Source organism: Dyella sp. C9, assembly GCF_003332825.1.
Lineage (GTDB): Bacteria > Pseudomonadota > Gammaproteobacteria > Xanthomonadales > Rhodanobacteraceae > Dyella.
Genome location: NZ_QIRF01000023.1, coordinates 1 through 18,861 on the forward strand (window position 1 = coordinate 1; position 18,861 = coordinate 18,861).

Consider the following 18,861-nt stretch of genomic DNA (forward strand, 5'->3'; position numbering starts at 1 on the left):
CTCCAGCCCACCCCAGCCCCCCTTCCTGGTTTTTGGCGCCCCCCGTATCGAGGAGGCCGAGATTGCCGAGGTTGAGGCCTGCCTGCGTTCGGGTTGGCTGGGCACGGGGCCGCGGGTGGCCCAGTTCGAGCAGGATTTCGCCCGTTGGCGCGGGGTTCGCCCCTCGCAGGTGGCGGCCGTCAACTCGTGCACGGCCGCCCTGCATGTGAGCATGGTCGCGGCAGGTCTGGAGCCGGGCAGCGAGGTCATCACCACGCCGTTGACCTTCTGCGCCACGGTGAACGCCATCCTGCACGCCGGGCTGCAGCCGGTACTGGCGGACGTCGACCCGGTGACCCAGAACATCGATCCGGATGCCATCGAGGCGGCCATCACGCCCCGGACGCGGGCCATCCTGCCGGTCCATTTCGCTGGCCGTCCCTGTGCCATGGACCGCATCATGGCCATTGCCGAGCGGCACGGCCTGGTGGTGATCGAGGATTGTGCGCACGCCATCGAGACCGAGTTCCGTGGCAAGCCGGCCGGTACCTTCGGTGATTTCGGCTGCTACAGCTTCTATGTGACCAAGAATGTCGTGACGGGCGAGGGCGGCATGATCCTCGGGCGCGACGAGGAGCACATCGCGCGTGCACGCATCCTGGCCCTGCATGGCATGAGCAAGGACGCCTGGCATCGCTTCGGCGACAAGGGCTATCGGCATTACCAGGTGGTCGAGTGCGGCTTCAAGTACAACATGATGGATCTCCAGGCGGCAATCGGTATCCATCAGCTGGCTCGGGTCGAGCAGAACTGGCGGCGCCGCGCCGAGCTGTGGCAGCGCTACGACCGGGCATTTGCCGATCTGCCGGTGGGGCTGCCGGCGGCCCCGGAGCCTGATACGCGCCATGGCTATCATCTCTATACGTTGATGATCGACCCGGCGCGCTGCGGCATGGAACGGGATGCGTTCCTGGATGCGATGAACGCGGCGCGCATTGGCACCGGGGTGCACTATCTTTCGGTGCCCGAGCACCCGTATTACCAGCAGCGCTTCGGCTGGCGCCCCGAGCAGTGGCCGAACGCCATGCGCATCGGCCGGCAGACGGTCAGTCTGCCGCTGTCTCCCGCGATGAGCGACGAGGATGCCGAGCGGGTGATCGTCGAGGTTCGTGCCCTGGTAGGGCGCCAAGGCTGATCCTCCGCGCCTCGGGCATCGCCCCTAAACGTCTACTTCTCCAAGGCTTCGTGCGTTCGCACGGGTTATGATGCCGTGCCACTTTCCGGGGAATCTCTTTGAACCGTCTCAGCATTGTCCTGCCAGCCAAGAACGAAGGCCCGGCGCTCAAGTCCCTGCTGCCCCGCCTGCGCGCCGCTCAGCCGCACGCAGAGATCATCGTGGTGGATGACGGCTCGACCGACGACACGCGGCAGATTTGCGAGGCGGCCGGCGTGAGTTGCCTGTCCTCGCCGTACTCGATGGGCAACGGCGCCGCCATCAAGCGTGGTGCGCGTGCCGCATCCGGCGACGTGCTGGTATTCATGGACGGCGATGGCCAGCACGATCCGGCCGATATTTCCCGGCTGCTGGAGAAGATCGAGCAAGGGTTCGACATGGCCGTAGGCGCCCGCGACTGGGGTAGCCAGGCCGGTGTTGGCCGTGGCGTGGCCAACACGCTGTACAACTGGCTGGCGACCCGCATGACCGGGCACGAGGTGCTGGATCTGACCTCGGGTTATCGCGCGGTGCGCGCCGATCGCTTTCGCGAATTCCTGCACCTGCTGCCCAATGGCTTTTCCTACCCCACCACCAGCACCATGGCCTTCTTTCGCAGCGCCTACCCGGTGGCGTACGTGCCGATCAAGGCGGCACAACGCGTGGGCAAGAGCCACATCAAGCCGCTCAAGGACGGCGTGCGCTTCCTGTTGATCATCTTCAAGATCGCCACGTTGTATTCGCCACTCAAGCTGTTTGTTCCGGCTAGCGCGGTGTTCTTCGCGCTGGGCTGCGCGAACTACCTGCGGACGTTCCTGGCGTACGGTCGCCTGACCAACGGTAGCGCGCTGATGTGGAGCGCAGCCGTCATCATCTTCCTGATCGGCCTGGTATCGGAGCAGATCACCGCGTTGACGTACCGGCGTGATAGTTGACGTCCGGTTCGCCTCATGAAAAACGTTCGGGAAACACGCGCCGCCCCGCCGCCACACAGGCTGCTGGTGTTGAGTTCCACGTATCCCCGCTGGGCCGGTGATCCCGAACCTGCATTCGTGCACGAGCTCGCCAGGCGGCTCGTCGGCCGGTTCGAGGTTACAGTGTTGTGCCCGCATGCGGCGGGGGCGAAGCGTGAGGAGATCCTCGATGGAGTGCGGGTCTGCCGCTATCGCTATGCGCCGTCCCGTTGGGAGCGCCTGGTCAACGATGGCGGGATCCTGGCAAACCTCAAGGCGCAGCGATGGAAGTGGTTGTTGCTTCCCAGCTTTGTGCTGGGGCAGTGGCTGGCCATGCTGCGGCTCAGGTTGGCCTGGCGGCCGGAGGTGATCCATGCGCACTGGTTGTTGCCCCAGGGGATCTTGGCTGCATCCGCACCGGCGGTGCCACTGGTGGTGACCTCCCACGGCGCGGACCTGTTCGCGCTCAAGGGTGGCCTTTTCAGTTGGCTGCGGGGCAAGGTGATCAAGCGTGCGGCGGCGGTGACGGTGGTCAGCGAAGCCATGCGTCAGCGGTTGCGCGCGGAATGCCCGGAGGCCGACGCCCGCGTCATGCCCATGGGCGTGGACCTGGATGCGCGATTCACGGCTGACGCCGGCGAGCCGAGGTCACGCAGCACGATTTTGTCCGTGGGTCGACTGGTCGAAAAGAAAGGGCTGGTTCATCTCATCGAAGCCATGCCGATGGTGCTTGCCGCACACCCGGATGCACGCCTGGCTATCGTCGGGTTTGGTCCGGAGCGTGGCCGCCTGGAAGAACGGGTCAGCCAATTGCAGTTGCAGGATGCCGTGCACTTCGTGGGCGCGGTTCCCCAATCGGAACTCCCGCGGCATTATCGCTCGGCTGCGCTTTTCGCGGCCCCGTTCGTGGAGGCAGCGGGAGGGGACCAGGAGGGCCTGGGGCTGGTCGTCGCGGAGGCCATCGGCTGCCTGTGTCCTGCGGTGGTCGGCGATGTGCCGGCGGTTCACGATCTGATGGGTGACGCCCCCGGATGGGTGGTTCCCCAGCGGGACCCGGCGGCCCTGGCCAAGGCCATCATCAGCGTGCTTGACGATCCTGCTGCCGCTGCGAGACAGGTCGCTGGTTTGCGCGAGCGGTTGCAACAACGGATTTCCTGGCGTGCGGTCGCGGCCGGTTATGCGGACCTCTTCGACGGGCTGGTGTCGGGCGCGGAGCGGGTCGATGCTTGAGACCATGGAGCGCAAGCCACACGCCGACATCAGCAACATGCCGTTGCGCACGCTCAAGGCGCGCAAGATCGAGTTGCTGCTCGGACTCGATCATTCGCCGGCCGGCGGGAGCCTGCTGGAGGTCGGCACCGGCAGTGGTGGAATAGCCCACTACTTTGCCTGCCAGGTGCCGGGGCAGTGGCGTGTCAGTGCGGTCGACGTGATCGACAACCGGCAATTGACGGAAGGCTACGAATTCCGCCTGATCGACGGATGCGCACTGCCCTATGCGGACCGGTCGTTTGATGTCGTGATCAGCAATCACGTCATCGAGCACGTGGGCGACGAGGCAAGTCAGCTGATCCATCTGCGGGAATTGAAGCGGGTGCTGAAACCCGGGGGGCAGGGATATCTGGCCGTTCCCAATCGCTGGATGGTGATGGAGCCTCACTTCAGGGTGCCGCTGTTGAGCTGGCTACCCAGGTCGTGGCGTTCACCCTACCTGCGCCTGGCGGGCAAGGGCGAGCATTACGATTGCGAGCCGCTCACCATGGGGCGTGCGGAGCGGCTGATTGAAGCCGCTGGCCTGCACTACGCCAACGTGGGGTTGGCGGCGTTGCGAGCCACCGTGTCGATCGAACGTCCTGCCGGCCCAGTCATCCGCTGGCTCGCGGGCATGCCGGACGGACTGCTGAAGCCCGGTTTGCCCATCATGCCCACGTTGATCTATCGCGTATGGCGCGGCGAAGGGGATGCGATTTGAACGTGCGGCGCGAGTTAGCGAGGCGGTGCATGGCGCTGGGCGCCGGGAAGTACAGGAGGCGCGCTTGGGCAAGCGCTCGTTGAAAATCTGGTTTCCCGCCGTGAGGGCGGGCAGTGGTGCAGACGTTTTCATCGAACGACTGGCGCAGGCATTGGCCACCGCAGGACATGAGCCCGTGGTGCAGTGGTTCGAGCACCGCTACGAACTTACCCCGTGGCAGCTTCGCAAGGTTCAGGCTCCTGCCGGGGTGGACATCGTACATGCCAACAGCTGGCAAGCCTTCGCATTCAAGAGAGCCGGGATCCCGCTGGTGGTGACCGAGCACCACTATGTGCTCGATCCGGGCTTTCGCAGTTACAAATCCGCCGTGCAGCATGTCTATCACCGGACGCTGGTAGGCAGTTTCATGCGGCGCTCGTTCGCCGCGGCGGACAGGATCACCACGGACAGTCGATTCACCGCGGACGTGCTGGCACGTAGCGCGGGCGTGCAGGTCAGCGGAGTCATTCCGCTGTGGGTCGATTACCAGAAGTTCTCGCCGGCGGAGCATCTGCCGGTTTCCAAGGCAGGGCAGGTGTTCCGTTTGCTCTACGTCGGCAATGCATCGCGGCGAAAAGGTGCGGACATCATCCCGGCGTTGGCAGAGCAGTTGGGTCCCGGATTTGAAATTCGGTGTACTGCGGGATTGCGTGCCACCACGGGTATCGGGGCCGGGGCCAACGTCACGGTGCTGGGGCGCCGTTCGCAACAGGAATTGATCGACGAGTACAGGCAATGCGATGCCGTACTGGTTCCTTCCCGCTATGAAGGTTTTGGCTACGCCGCGCTGGAAGCCATGGCGTGTGCGAAGCCGGTGGTCGGCTTCAGCTGCGGCGCGGTAGACGAGGTGGTCGTCGATGGCGAGTCCGCTTTGCTGTGCCGCATCGATGATGTGGATGCACTGGCGGTCCATTGCCGGCGCCTGGCCGAAAACCGGGATCTCGCACGCGAGATGGGGAGGCGTGGCCGCCAGCGCGCGGTATCGGTGTTTACCGAAACCGATGCGGTCGACGCCTACGTCGCGCTGTATCGGTCGCTGGTAGGCGCATGAGGCGCTTGCGGAATAAAAGGGGGCAGTGATCGTGATTGATGGACGCGTATTGAATCTCGGTTCCGGCGAGCTCTATGAGCCAGGGGCGGTCAACGTCGATTTCTATGCGGACAAGGCTGACATCCGCCATGATCTCAATCGGTTCCCTTACCCATTCGCGGACAGCACGTTTGACGAGATCAGGTGCCTGAACATCATCGAGCATCTCGATGATGTCATTGGCGCGATGTGCGAGCTGCATCGCATCGGCAAGCCGGGCTGCAAGGTCACCATTCGCGTTCCGCATTTTCGTAGTGCAAGCCTGTATGAAGACCTCACTCACAAGCACGGCTTCGCCTGGCGGAGCTTCGATATTTTTTCCAACGACGGGAAGGTCTATGGAAACTATGTCGGAGTGAAGTTCGAGATCGTGTCCCGCGCCTACACGCCGTACAAGCTAGGGTTCCTCTACGATCTGTTGTCCAGGATGCCGGTGCTCACCGATAACCTGCTCAGCAAGTACGTGCCGATGGCCTCGATCCTTTTTGTCCTCAAGGTCATCAAATAGCTCTCGAGCTGTCAGGGGGAGTTTGCTCCAACCCTGCCTTGTAGCGGCGCATCAGGCGGCGCACCAGCGCCCAGCCGGCGACGGTCATGCAGATTTCGGCCACGATGACCGATGCCACCAGTCCGTACACGCCGAACCTTGGTGTGAGGACAAGCATGCTCGCGGCAAGGATCAATACGCCGCCGAGCTCGAAACCGAGGCGTTCGAGCGGGCGCCCAAGCGCGGCGAGCACGCACCCGGCGGCATTTCTCATGGAGATGAGAACCGGCGTCACGGCGAGCCACCGAAGCAGTTCGGCGCTGCCGGCAAAGGTCGGCCCCAGGACCCAGGTCAGGTAGGGGCTCAGCAAGGCCAGGGCCAGGCCGCAGACGACGCCCCAGCCCAGCGCAATGATGGCAATCGTCCATACCAGCCGGTAGTGCTGGTGGCTGACTTCATCACGGAGGCGGAATAGCCGCGGTTGTGCGGCCATGAGCATCGCAACGACCGGCATCACCAGCGCGTTCATGATGCGCGAACAGGCGATGTAGATACCCGCCTGCTGGGCGCCCACGCCCCTGACCGCGATCATCTTGTCCAGTTCGGACGGATTGAAGGCGACCAGCAGCATGGCAGCGTAGGATGCGCCGTCCTTGAGCTCCTGGCGGGTTGCCCGGCGCGGACGCCAGTCGAGTTGGATATGCCGTCGTGTGATCAGCCACCCCCCTACCAGGCCCACCAGCGATGCGGCCAATTGCAGTGCTATGAAGGCAGGCAGGCGAAGCTTGTCCGGCAGCGCAAAGCAGGCGCCGCAGACCACCACGCGCAAGCCAAGGGGCAGCCATTGCACCACCTGGCTGAGCGGCACGCGTTCCAGTGCCTGGAGCGCGAAGCTGAAAAGCATGGTGAGCGGAGTCAGCAGTAGCTCCGTCACCCCCAGCCCGGCCAGCAAGGGCAAGGTCAGCGTGGGATCCGTGACCAGGCACGAGCTCGCAAATACGAATGCCACCAGCAGGGCAAGACCAAGCAGAACCGTGAGTGGCCATGCATAGCGCCAGACACCCGCGATGGCCGACGGTCCACGGGACACCCGGCTGAGCATGATGTATCCCGAGCCGAGGTTGGGCAGCGTGCCTAGCACGATGGCCAACGAAGCCGCCGCAGCATAGTTGCCGTAGCGACTGGGTCCCAGCAGTCGGGTGAGCAGGATCAGCGTGCCCGCCTGCGTGGCCACCCGGAGGCCGAGCATGATGGCGGTTTTCAAGCTGGCGCGTGCGAGTCGTCCCTTCATTTCGCTCCCGTGTCGCCCTGCGTGGTACTTGAGCCGGCGGGCTTCTCTTGCAGCACGGCATCGAGCGAGCGCAGCAGCGGTCCGAGGCGCCCTCCGATATTGAGCGCCGTGAGGGCGGTGAGCTGGGTCTTCGCCTCGTCCATGTTCCCCGTTGCGGCCAGCATCCGGATGAGAGTGGCGCGGTAAGCCGGCTCGCTGGGCTTGGCATCCACGGCCCTTCGGGCCATCTGCAGGCCGAGCTTGCGGTTGCCGAGCACGCTCCAGGCGTAGTCGGCGTACATGGACAACAGCCGGGCGCTGGGATTGGGGTGGCTGACTGCCGCGCCATAGGCTTCCAGCATGCGGTCGGACGGAAGGTCGCAACTTTCGTCGTGCGCGCATTGGGTCAGGGCGCCAAGGGAGCTCTCGTCCTGCACGCCGGGCGGGCCTCTTCTCAACTTGCCGATCAGGCTGTCCCACCAGACATCCTTTTGCGGCAACCGCATGCGGGCATTCATGAAGATCAACGCTTGCTCGGGAAGAATCGATGAGCCCGGCAGGCGGCCGGCCCGCTCCAGTGCCTCATACGCCAGCGGGACAAAAGGCGAGGTGGGCTCGTAGTGCGAGTAAATGATGTAGGTGCGACCCAACTCATACTGGGCTCGCGGGGAGTCGGGGGCACGCGAGGCAAGGGTCTGGGAGAGCAGCAGGGGGTTACTCCAGGCCACCGATGTCCAGGCGGTTTCGCCAACCCACGCGAGCAGCAGGCCACCGAGTAGACCGAATCGTACGAGCGAGCCCGTTCGAGGCGTGGCGTGCTCAGGGGCAGGCGCTGTTGGCGCGAGCGCAGGGATCACTGCCAGCATCAAGCCCAGACTTGCGAAGTAGTTGCGGTGCTCATAGACGAGCTCCAGCGGAAGAATGGTGCCCGTCAGTAGGTGACTGCCAAGAAACCAGGCGAGGCCCAAAGCGGCGATGGGACGCCGTGGCCGCAGCCAGAATGCGGCTGCCACCAGGAGTATCAGGGCGGCAATGCTGGCGGCGGTTGTCCACGGAGTGAACAGCCCTGCCGAGGGCACGAAATCGTCGTGGTAGAACGACAGGCCCTGCGGCGTAGGCACGATCGTCCAGCGGATGTAATCAACCACGACGCGCGCTTCGCTGAGCAGTCGCGTGGTCATGGTGAAATCGCGCGTCGCCCAGGATTTGGGCTGCATGAGTCCCGGCAGCAGGTAGGCCATCCCTGCGAGCAGGGGAAGTACAAGCACCACCAGAAACATCACGAGCAGTCGCTTGTCCCTCGCAACGTGACTCGCATCGGGCATGGCCGATGAGCTGGTACGAAAGTTGAAGAGACACCACTCCATCATCAAGGCATACAGCGGCAACATCACCGCGGTCTCCTTGGCCAGCGCCCCCAGCGCCGTGGGTACCGTGATGCTTGCCAGGCAAAGCAAAAGCCCGGGCGTAAGCAAGTGCGTGCGGGGCTCGCGTTGCATCCACCTGCGACCGTGCAGGTAGCCGATCAAGCCCACCAGCACAAAGATGTTGGCCAGGCTTTCCATGCGCTGCACGACATAGAGCACGGCCGTGAGATTAATCGGCAGCAGCAACCAGGCCGTGGTGATGAGCAGCGCGAGCGGCACCGTTTGCTGATCGGGCACGGCCTCACCCGTCAGTGGCTCGGTTTCGGGGGATGGCGGCAGACTCAGCAGCGTGCGCAGGAGGATGAAGACCAGCAGCCCATTGAGCAGGTGGAAGAGCAGGTTGCTCGCCTTCATCCAGAATGGGTCGAGGCCGCTCATGAGGAAGTTGGCAGCGAAGGTGAGCGAGGCGAGGGGGCGCTTGAAGTCGCTCGAAGGGGAGGACAGTGCCGCATTCAGCAGCGACGTGAAACTTCCATCGTCCGGCTGCACGCCCTTGTTGTCGACGATGTTGGGATAGTCGTCAAACAGCCAGCCGCCGTGGAGGCCCGGCCAGTAGATCACTGCAGTCAGCAGCAGGACCAGCGCAAGCAGGCGCCAGCCCGAACGGGTTGACATGGAAAAGGGCGTCACGAGTTCTGGTTGGCATCAACGGAGATCGTGGCAGCTTACAGCGTTCGGGCCGGTGTTCCAGTCTGGAAATCTGGCCCGGTTGGTCGAATGCGGGCCACCGTTGGGCCTTCAGGGGGCATTAGGCTTACCGTGAGTCGGCGCGGTCAGGCGGGCGGGGCCCTGCCTGACGCTCGGCTGTGTTCATGGGGCGAGGTTTGACCAACCTCCAGGCCCTCATTGAGAGGGCGTCTCGGCGGTCCGTCATGGTCAGGAGGGCCCGCAGGGCATAGTCCATGGATCTGGGCACGTTCTTTCGATCCAGGCTCGTTCACTCATGTCGCTGCGATTACTTGCCAGATGGGCATCTGAAATCGACGTCGGCCTGCAGGATTTCCGTCGGCACGCGTGGATGCACGGATAGCAGGCTGTTGTTGGGGCGATTGCCCTCTACGGCAATTCCAGCAAGGTCAGTCATGGTTTCGAAGAACATGCCTGTCGATGCCAGCATGTCCTGTCGGTTCTGCAGAAGAGACACTTTGTCCTGGTTCAGCCTTTTGTAGAGCGGAGACGCCCAGAACAGTGCGGCTGGGTGTTGCGTCGCTTTTGAGAACTGTCCGTGTCCGCTCTGCATGCGGCAGTCATCGAAAAGCGCTTCGCCGTGGTCTGAAGAATAGAGCAGCCAGCTTTCGACGTCCTCATGCTTGGCGAGCTCGTCAATGAGTCCACTTAGAACGTGGTCCGTGAAAAGAATGGTGTTGTCGTAGCCATTGATAAGGACTTGCTTGTCGTCCCGATCGAACAGTTGCGCGGGGGCGCCGACGGGGTCGTCGGGAGTGAACTTGGCAAATGTCCTTGGGTATCTATCCGTGTAGCGGAAATGGCTGCCCATCGTATGGATGACCACGAAGCTGTCTCTTTGGTCTGGCGCACTGAGGATCCGCCTCAGCTGCGCGAGCGCGGCATCATCGTGCTTGCCTTCATAGCGGTAGTCCACTGGATTAAGGAATCGTACGTCATCTGATTCATGGGCGTAAGCCGAGATGGGCGAGTCGTGATAACCCATGGGCGCCTGGAGTGAAACCCAGGAGGTTCGAAATCCTGCCTGTTTGAAGACAGTGACGATCGAAGCCTCGGAAAAGGCGGTGTCGGTTATCGTGCTTGGCTTGCGGCTGATCATCAAGGGCACCGCCAGCCGCGTAAAAGGCCACGGCGTGTACATCCGTTTGAACGACACCACGCCATGGATTTTCGCGAGCTCCGGCGTGGTGTCTCGCTGGTACCCGTTCAGGCCCCAATGGTCTGCACGTGATGTTTCGCCAATGACAAGTACGTAGAGTCGTCGGTGGCCGTCTGTCGGAGGTGCTTGAACTGCGAATCTGAAGTCCTTTTCTCTGGCGATCGCATCCGCCAATGCCCGCCGCTCATTGAAGAAGCTGGAGAGCACCCAAGGGAGTCCAGTGGGATAGGTCGCTTCAACGGCTTTGTCTTCGCTCTCCTTTTCGATAGGAAATGCAGGTGCCTGGCCATGGGCGCCGGAGCTGACTGTAGTGGGAAATTTGGCGATGCAGGTGATTGCGATCCACGCGATCACGCCATAGATCAACAGGCGAGGCTTCCATAGTCGCCTGTAGGCATGGCCGAAGGGCCACGCCAGATAACCAAGAGTGAAGGGAAGCGCGAAGCTCAGGAGCAGGAACAAAGGCAGGGAACTGAGAAAATCTGACGCTTCTGCACGATTGGTCTCCAGCAGGACGGAGATGGCATTGGCATCAAATGTCCAGCCGTACTCTCGTATGAATGCAACCTCGCCAATCCCGATGATTGCCAAGATGGTCAGAACGATGACAACAAGACGAGGGAGGCGACCGTAAGCCAGGACCAGAACAAAGAGGCTCGCAAGCGCGCTGCAGAGAATGACAATGGACTGATCCCATTCGAGTGACTGGAACCCTCCACCAACCAATGTCAGAGATGGAAGCGCGCAGATGCCAGCCAGGCAGAGAAGGGATGCCAACTTGGTATAGGTGCGTTTCGTTGCGGCTTCTTCTTGAATGCTATCGATCGACATGCATTTCAGCCGGTGGAAGTGGGTTGGTAGCGCGCAGACATACGAAGTGGGAGCCTTAGACTAGGCCAGTAAGACCTATTGCCGGACGTGCTGTCCCGGGTGATGTCGCGCCAATTTTCCTTGCCGGGTGCTGGGGTGCTCTATCCGGCCAGGAGGCATTGGGTTCAATCGAGCCCTGTAAGTGGGCGCCGCCCCGGCACCTTCCCTGGTGCGAACGATGGAGTCGCACTAGCGCATCGGGATCGCTTTGGGCTCGATTGGCTTGCCGACATTGGGTTCCGGGACGGATGGCGGCGACTCCCCGGCCGACTGGGCGGCGGCTACATTCTGTGCAGACTGCTTTTGCAGGGCGATCAGGGTTGCATCGTTACGTAGCGCTGGCTGTAACTGCCAAGCCTGGGTAACAACCGCCAACGCCTCCTGGTAACGCTGACTTTCCAGGAGGTAAGCCGCGAGGCGCCGGGAATATCCCCCAACGTTCGTGTCCAGACTCAATGCCTGCCGCCAATGCCGGATGGCAAGTTCATGATCGTGCAGCACCGCGCCGGCTAGCTCCGCATAAGATGAGTGCAGGCTCTCACGGGTAGGGTTGCGCCTGATGGTGATTTCGTACGCACGCGCAAGCTGTTGGGCGTCAATGTCCTGGTTTCCCCGAAGACGTTCGGTCGTCAACTGATCGAGGGCGGCGTAGGCCTCGGGGCCCAGCGGATGGTTTTGCAGCTTGTCCAGGAAGCTGGCCCACAGTGCCTGGATGTCCTTTTGGTCGTGGTGGTCCGCATTGACAAGAATGAGGGCCTCTTCGGCCATCGGTGATGCCACGGGGAGACCGGCGGCTCGGCGCAGTTCCTTGATGCTTAGCGCGTAAAGCGGATTACCAGGGTTGTTCCCGGCCATGAACATGTAGCGTCGTGCCAGATCGTAGGCGGCGCGCGCGGAGCCCGGGTTGTCTTCGGCCAGCGTATTGGTCAGTAGAAGCCGGTCCCCCCAGATGGAGGCCCGAATGAAGGTGAGCGAGCCAAAATACACCACGAGGATGACCATGATGGAGGCGAGCACGGCTCTCTCCGTACGGCGTGTGGCGACGTATAGAAGGTCGGCCAGGGCCAGCAGAATGCCAAAGAGCGCCGGGTAGTTGCGGTGCTCGAACACCAGCTCCAGAGGGATGGGAGAGCTGGTCAGGCTGTGCGCCACAAAGAACCATCCAATGCCCAATGCAAACAACGGTCGCAGCTTTCGGAGCAGAATGGCCAGCGCCATGAGGCTTAGCAATAGCAGACCACCCAGCAGGGTGGAGATCGGCTGAAACAAGTCCTGTGAAACGGGGTAATTGTCGTAGTAAAAATGCAGCAGCTTGGGTAGCGGCAGCAGAATCCATCCGATATACAGGGGAAGCACGCGTAACTGGCTCAGCTGACGTTGCCATGCCGTGTAGCCGCGCCCCGCGTAGAGGGCATCGGCGGTATAGTGGGGGAGCAGATACAGCACGGCAGCCAATGCGGCCAGTGCGGCGCCTGTGGCATAAGCCGCTTTCAATGCGCGCCTCGTGGCGCGCGATTGTGCCGCAAAGTGCAACAGCGTCAATTCAAGCAGAAGCGTGTAACCCGGCACCAGCAGTGCCGTTTCCTTGGCGAAGTAGCCTACGACAGAGAGAAGGGCGCATAGCATGAGCCATGGCCACGCAGGCCGGCCTTTCGTCTGCTGCTGTCGTCCGCGCCAGTAGGCGAGCAGCGAAAGCAGCACAAACAGGAAGCCCAGCAGCTCCATGCGCTGCACAACGTACATCACGGTGGACACGTGCAATGGATGGATGGCCCACAGCGTGGCCACGCCCAGCGCCCAGTAACCGGAGGTTTGTCGCAACGCAGCCGTGTCGGCGTCTTGCGCCTTGACAGCCCAGCCGGCGAACAGGAAGCGCTGCGTCAGCAGCATCAGCAGTACGGCATTGAGCGCGTGCAACGCAAGGTTGGTGGCCTTGAACCACCAGGTGTTCCCACCCAATGCATAGTTGAACGCATAGCTCAACATGGCCAGCGGCCTCTGAATGTTGCTATGCGACCATGTCCATACGCGCAGCCAGTCCTGCCAGTGCCAGCCGGTGACATGAATGGCGGGGTTTTCCGCAAAGATGGGGTAGTCGTCGAAGATGAAGCCGCCCTGCAGTGCTGGCCAGAACACCAGCGCAATCAGCAGCAGCGCGACCAGCGGCAGAGCCGAGCGGAAGAGATGGGCGGGATGGAGGGGCATGAACTGGTCTGGTCGGGTGAGATGACGAAGCCTGTCGCACAAAAGGCAAGGGCCGCCCTGGGGCGGCCCTTGGTGGAGGTTGAGCCTCCGTTTAAGCTCAGGTACCAGCCGGCTGGCAGCTGGCCGGGGCGTACTTGGCCAGGACGTTGGTCGAGCAAGTCCAGCCGCCGCTACCGTTGCGCTTCCAGGTCACCGTGCTGCTGGTGATGGCGGTGTTGGCGTGGTTGCCGAAGGTCGCCATGATCGTTTCAGCGTTAGCCGTCCAGGCAACCGTCGGCACCTTGCCGCTGTCGGTGATCAGGTCGGAGGACGAGGCGGTGTCGACGCAGCTGCCCGTGCCGAACGAGGTCAGGCCGTTGTTGAGGCAGTCTTCCACGGCCACCTTCAGGTCACCGGTTTCGCCGATCACGCGGGTGACCTGCGAGCGGACAACGTAGGTCTGGTACTGCGGGATGGCGATGGCGGCCAGGATCGCGATGATCGCCACGACGATCATCAGTTCGATCAGGGTAAAGCCCTTCTGGTTCTTCATGGTGGTTCCTCTGTTTTGGTTAGCTAACCTTGGATTGTGCCCCTGAGCCCCGGTCCCGTACCCCCTAGGCGGATCCGGTCCCCTCACAACTCGCGTCGTCAGGAACGACCTGGTAGCTCGATGACATTGGCAGCATGTTGCATGCCACTTCCGTCGACGCTGGGTACCCGCCGTGAGGCAGGTCGCCGGATTGTGCAAGGGTTGGCACTAATCAACAAGCGCCCATACCCTGGTCTTGTCATTACTGCTGACCGGTTCGCGGCCGTGAAGGGCAATCCGTCGCACCAGGGACCAATAGTGTCAAACAGTGACGTGGTGCGGCATCTTTGGCCCCTTGGCCTTAACCGTTGCTGCAACTGGCGGGGAGGTATTGGGGATCCACGTCCGATATGCAGGACCACGAGCCGGAGCTGTTGCGATCGAGCTGGATGTAGTGCCCGCTGATCGCCGCCTGCCCTTGCAGTACGCACTGTATGTCCCCGTCGCCATTGACGGGAGCGTTGGCGGTGATGCTTTGGCAGCGCGGAGTGGATGAGGCGAGCCCCAGGTTGTCCGCGTTAGCGTAGCTTGACCCGTTGGTGACGCCTTGGTTTAGCAGGGTCTCGTAGGCGGTGCGGCCTGGAGAGATTTCGCTGAGTGCTGCCGTCATCTGGCTCTTCGCCACGTAGGTCTGGTACTGCGGAAGGGCGATCGCCGCCAATACGGCGATGATGGCCACCACGACAGTCAACTCGATCAGCGTAAAGCCCGCGTCGGTTCGCTGGCGCGACATATGAACTCCCCTGGGTGTCCCTGGGGGCTTGCACAGCAGCTTTTGTACCAAGCCGCTGCCTGAGCGGGCTGGCGGCCCGCTGTCGTTGCGGCAAGCATGGGGATTCGTGAAACGGATCACGCCCGCCCATGGTGCGTCGGACCCTGCTGCATCGACGCTTCGCCGCACCATACCTTGCGCCAGCCTTCGCGGGCTCTTACCGTGACCTTTTTTGCAACACTCAGGAACCTCACCAATGAAACCCTTGTTTGTCGCGCTGGCGCTTGCGCTGGCCACCACGTCCGCGGTGGCCGCCGAGGTCGAGAACCACGGCCCTCATCCGTTCAACATCCGTGACCTGGTGATGATGGATCGCGTGGGCGATCCGCAGCTGTCGCCGGATGGCCGCTACGCGCTGTACACCCTGCGCACCACCGACTACGCGGCGAACAAGGGCATCACTTCGATCTACCTGCTCGACCTGTCCAGGGGCGGCGAGCCGGTGAAGCTGGTCGACAAGGCCTCGACCCCGCGCTGGGCGCCCGACGGCAGCGCTTTCTATTACGTGGCCGCCAAAGACGGCGTGGCCCAGCTGTGGCGCCGCGCGCTGGGCACGGCAACCAAACCGGTCGATCCGCAGTCCGCGCAAGCCGTCCAGGTAACGCATGCCCCGATTGACGTGGACGGCTATAAGCTGTCGCCGGATGGCAAGAAGGCGGTGCTCACCTTCGGCGTGTTCACCGATTGCGCCGACCTGGCCTGTACCAAGGAGCGCCTCGACGGGCGTGCGGCCGACAAGGCCTCGGGCACGGTCTACGACAAGCTGTTCGTGCGGCACTGGGACACCTGGTCGGACGGCCGTCGCGCGCAGCTCTTCGTTACCGACGTGGATAATCCGGCAGAGCAGCCGGTGCTGTTGACGCGCGGCATCGACGGTGACGTGCCGAGCAAGCCGTTCGGCGACGATGGCGAATTCAGCTTCTCGCCCGACGGCAAGACCGTGTACTTCGATGTGCGCATCGCGGGCAAGAGCGAGCCGTGGTCGACCAATTTCGACGTTTACAGCGTGCCGGTCGATGGCTCGGCGGCGCCGCGCAACCTCACTGCCGCGAACCTGGCGTGGGACGCCTTCCCAGTGCCGTCGCCGGACGGCAAGACGCTCTACTACCTGGCCATGAAGGTGCCGGTGTCCGAAGCAGACCGCTTCGGCATCATGGCATTGGACCTGGCAACCGGGCAGAAGCGCGAGGTCGCGCCAAACTGGGATCGCTCGGCCGGTGGCCTGCAGATTTCCTATGATGGCAAAACGTTGTTCGCCACCGCCGACGACAACGGCCAGCATCCGCTGTTTGCCATCGATGTGGCCAGCGGCAAGGTTTCCACACTGGTTACCGATGGCGACGTGGGTGCTTATTCCGTCGGCAAGTCGAAGCTGCTGGTGCAGCGCGATGACCTCAAGCGCCCGGCTGACCTGTACACCGCCGACCTGCAGGGCAAGGGCCTGAAGCAGGTGACCCACTACAACGCCCAGCGCTTGAAAAACGTGCAGATGGGTGAGCCGGAGTTCTTCACCTTCAAGGGCTGGAACAGCGAGACGGTGCAGGGCTACGTGGTCAAGCCGGCCAACTACAAGTCGGGCAAGAAGTACCCGGTGGCCTTCATCATCCATGGTGGCCCGCAGGGTGCCATGAGCAACGGCTGGAGCTACCGCTGGAACCCGCAGACCTACGCAGGCCAGGGCTTTGCCGTGGTGACGGTGAACTTCCATGGTTCCACCGGCTATGGCCAGGCCTTTACCGATTCCATCTCGGGCGACTGGGGTGGCAAGCCGCTGGAAGACCTCAAGGCCGGCTGGAAGGCCGCGCTGTCCAAGTACAGCTTCCTCGATGGCGATCGCGCCTGCGCCCTCGGCGCCAGCTACGGCGGCTACATGATCTACTGGATCGCCGGCGTGTGGAACGAGCCGTGGAAGTGCCTGGTCGACCACGATGGCGTGTTCGATGCCCGCGCCATGTACTACGACACCGAGGAGCTGTGGTTCGAGGAGCGCGAGAATGGCGGCACGCAGTACGAACACCCGGAGAACTACGAGAAGTTCAACCCGGTCAACCACGTCAAGGACTGGCGCGTGCCCATGCTGGTGATCCACTCCGGCAAGGATTTCCGCATTCCCGACACCCAGGGCCTGGGCGCGTTCACCGCGCTGCAGCGCCGTGGCATTCCCAGCCAGCTGCTGCATTTCCCGGACGAGAACCACTGGGTGCTCAAGCCGCAGAACAGCGTGCAGTGGCATGAAACCGTCAACGCGTGGCTGAAGCAGTGGACGGCCAAGGAAGCATCTTCGAGTAACTGATTGAGCGTATAAGTGCAAAAAAAAGCGGCGGCCATCAGGTCGCCGCTTTTTTGAGCTGTAGCCGTCCTATGGCCGAACCGGTGCCGGTTGGACCGATTGAGTCAGTACTATGTTCAGCAGCTCCTTTATTTCCGTATCTTCGGGTGTCAGCGACAAAGCTGCTCGCAGCACATTTTGAGCGTCTTCTTTCTTGCCTTGTTGCATAAGCATTTGGCCTGTCAGCAGGTAGTAGGTGCGTAGTGTCTGTTTGTCTGCAGTAATCTGCCTTGTGTTGCGGGCGCGTTCGAGCGCAATGGCTGCCCGGTCAGGGTCATGCTGCAAGAGAGCCAGCTGGGCAATGTTGAGCATGCAAACGGTGCAAGGTGTCGGGTCGGCAAGGACCTTGTCGCCGAACTGGCGGCCTGCGGCATAGTTTTTGGTCTTTAGGTAGGCGAACAACAAGTTACTCTTCGGCTGAGGATCGTGCGGGTGCGATGAAAGCACCCAAGTCCACAAGGTGACGTCGTTTGCCCAGTTGGGCAGGACGATCCGAATGCCAATGATGGAAAAAGCAAACCAGAAAAACACGGCAATAGTTGCCGCAGGCCTAGTCATTAGGATGCCGATGCGCCACTTGAGCCATGTGGGGCGGCGCAGCATGGGTACCATGGCGCAGATGGTGGCCAGTGCCAGGCTTGCATAACGTTCATGATAGAGGTTGGCCTCGAACTCCACGGGAATGATGTGGAGGACCGGAAGCAAGGCTGCCGTAGCAGCTACGATCATGCCGCCGAATGAGGACTTGCGTGCAAGCGTGAGATAGAGGCCACCTCCGGCAACGACGAGTGCCAACGTGATGGCCAGAAAGGATTCCGGCGGCATTTGGCCAAGGAAGTCTTGAGGCTCATACGGATGAATGGGGCTCATGCTGGAAATTGGCCAAGTGATGACCTGCAGGTAGTGCAGGTAAACCGTGCTGATTTCCCATACGCGCGCCAAGGGTGGAGCAGGTGGTGCGTAAAAGTTGCTGGTGACAGCGCCTAATGCCCAGTGTCGAAAGGCCAGATAGGCTATACCGGACAGGGCGATGCCAAGATAGGTACGCCAGTTGTGTCTCAGCGTAGTCATGACGCTATCGATGAAGCGGAGGTTCTTTCCTCCTGAGAAGAGCATCCAGTCGAATAACGCGAGCAGCAGGGGAAACGACAAAGCAGCCTCTTTCGAGCAAGCGGCAAGAAAGAAAATCATCGCCACGACGCCTGCACGCAGCCACGGTTTCTGGATGCTTATGTTCGCAACCAAGCCAAGCAGCACGAACAGGATCAAAACCAGTTCGAACTGACACCCGATCCATGCCACGGTTTCGATAAGGGCAGGGTGAAGCCCATAAAGCAGCATGCAAAGCGGGACCAACCACGGTTTGCGCGCCGCATCCAATTGGGATTGCGTGGCGCAGCGCCATGCCAGCACGCCGACCAACGCCACATCGATCAAGTGGAGGGCGAGCGAGATGGCGTGCATTGGCCCCGGCGAGCTGCCGAAAACGTGTAGTTGCAGCGCAAAAAAACCTACAACGAGGGGGCGAAAGTAATACTCCCAGTAATTGAAGTCGCGGAGGATGTAGTGCTTCCACAAGTCACCCTCAATCAGCCACGGGCGATCATGAAAGCTTTGCCAGTCGTCCCAGACAAAGTTGAAATGAATGACGGGCCAATAGAGGAAGGCGATCACCAGCAGGGCGATGGCTCCAAGTGCATAAGTGCGTCGGTAAGTCATGCGCTCCCCCGCGCTTGATGCATCATTTTTGAATATCTTTGGACATGTCGTGCTGACCATGAAATCGGGAAGCAGTGCTTGAACAGCCGAATTTCCTGGGTGGATGCGCCCGGGAACTG

General features: G+C 62.0%; 14 protein-coding genes. 7 read left to right on the forward strand and 7 right to left on the reverse strand.

Annotation, left to right across the window (positions count from 1 at the left end; all coding sequences use genetic code 11):
- The first annotated feature begins 25 nt into the window (after positions 1–25).
- The 6 genes from DVU99_RS18500 (at position 26) to DVU99_RS18525 (ending at position 5,754) form a co-directional block, all read left to right on the forward strand.
- Positions 26–1,174 (forward strand): DegT/DnrJ/EryC1/StrS aminotransferase family protein, encoded by a 1,149-nt coding sequence (locus DVU99_RS18500; protein ID WP_114241760.1) that lies wholly within the window; start codon positions 26–28, stop codon positions 1,172–1,174.
- 98 nt (positions 1,175–1,272) lie between these two features.
- Positions 1,273–2,127: a glycosyltransferase family 2 protein gene (locus tag DVU99_RS18505; protein WP_114241713.1), complete on the forward strand. Its 855-nt coding sequence runs from the start codon at positions 1,273–1,275 to the stop codon at positions 2,125–2,127.
- 15 nt (positions 2,128–2,142) lie between these two features.
- Positions 2,143–3,375, forward strand: a complete 1,233-nt coding sequence (locus DVU99_RS18510) for a glycosyltransferase family 4 protein (RefSeq protein WP_114241714.1) — start codon at positions 2,143–2,145, stop codon at positions 3,373–3,375.
- Positions 3,368–4,117 (forward strand): bifunctional 2-polyprenyl-6-hydroxyphenol methylase/3-demethylubiquinol 3-O-methyltransferase UbiG, encoded by a 750-nt coding sequence (locus DVU99_RS18515; RefSeq protein ID WP_114241715.1) that lies wholly within the window; start codon positions 3,368–3,370, stop codon positions 4,115–4,117. Before DVU99_RS18510 ends, DVU99_RS18515 begins: the two co-directional genes overlap by 8 nt.
- Before the next feature lie 64 nt (positions 4,118–4,181).
- Complete coding sequence (locus DVU99_RS18520) at positions 4,182–5,207, forward strand: glycosyltransferase family 4 protein (protein ID WP_198670387.1); 1,026 nt, start codon at positions 4,182–4,184, stop codon at positions 5,205–5,207.
- 25 nt (positions 5,208–5,232) lie between these two features.
- Complete coding sequence (locus DVU99_RS18525; RefSeq protein WP_114241717.1) at positions 5,233–5,754, forward strand: methyltransferase domain-containing protein; 522 nt, start codon at positions 5,233–5,235, stop codon at positions 5,752–5,754.
- Here DVU99_RS18525 and DVU99_RS18530 read toward each other — a convergent pair.
- From DVU99_RS18530 to DVU99_RS18555, 6 genes are all read right to left on the reverse strand, one after another.
- Positions 5,747–7,024 (reverse strand): lipopolysaccharide biosynthesis protein, encoded by a 1,278-nt coding sequence (locus tag DVU99_RS18530; RefSeq protein WP_114241718.1) that lies wholly within the window; start codon positions 7,022–7,024, stop codon positions 5,747–5,749. The genes DVU99_RS18525 and DVU99_RS18530 overlap by 8 nt on opposite strands.
- Positions 7,021–9,045: a hypothetical protein gene (locus DVU99_RS18535; protein ID WP_114241719.1), complete on the reverse strand. Its 2,025-nt coding sequence runs from the start codon at positions 9,043–9,045 to the stop codon at positions 7,021–7,023. Before DVU99_RS18535 ends, DVU99_RS18530 begins: the two co-directional genes overlap by 4 nt.
- Before the next feature lie 340 nt (positions 9,046–9,385).
- A complete protein-coding gene (locus DVU99_RS18540) occupies positions 9,386–11,107 on the reverse strand; it encodes a phosphoethanolamine transferase (RefSeq protein ID WP_114241720.1) in 1,722 nt (573 codons plus the stop codon).
- Positions 11,108–11,335: 228 nt separating this feature from the next.
- A complete protein-coding gene (locus tag DVU99_RS18545; RefSeq protein WP_114241721.1) occupies positions 11,336–13,351 on the reverse strand; it encodes a hypothetical protein in 2,016 nt (671 codons plus the stop codon).
- A gap of 97 nt (positions 13,352–13,448) precedes the next feature.
- Positions 13,449–13,883, reverse strand: a complete 435-nt coding sequence (locus DVU99_RS18550; RefSeq protein ID WP_114241722.1) for a pilin — start codon at positions 13,881–13,883, stop codon at positions 13,449–13,451.
- A 340-nt stretch (positions 13,884–14,223) separates the two neighbouring features.
- Positions 14,224–14,655: a pilin gene (locus tag DVU99_RS18555; RefSeq protein WP_114241723.1), complete on the reverse strand. Its 432-nt coding sequence runs from the start codon at positions 14,653–14,655 to the stop codon at positions 14,224–14,226.
- A gap of 235 nt (positions 14,656–14,890) precedes the next feature.
- On the opposite strand from DVU99_RS18555, the gene DVU99_RS18560 reads away from it, so the two are divergent.
- A complete protein-coding gene (locus DVU99_RS18560) occupies positions 14,891–16,987 on the forward strand; it encodes a S9 family peptidase (RefSeq protein ID WP_114241724.1) in 2,097 nt (698 codons plus the stop codon).
- A gap of 66 nt (positions 16,988–17,053) precedes the next feature.
- Here DVU99_RS18560 and DVU99_RS18565 read toward each other — a convergent pair whose 3' ends face one another.
- Entirely contained in the window at positions 17,054–18,742 is a 1,689-nt protein-coding gene (locus DVU99_RS18565; protein ID WP_114241725.1) for a lipopolysaccharide assembly protein LapB, read from the reverse strand.
- Positions 18,743–18,861: the final 119 nt, after the last annotated feature.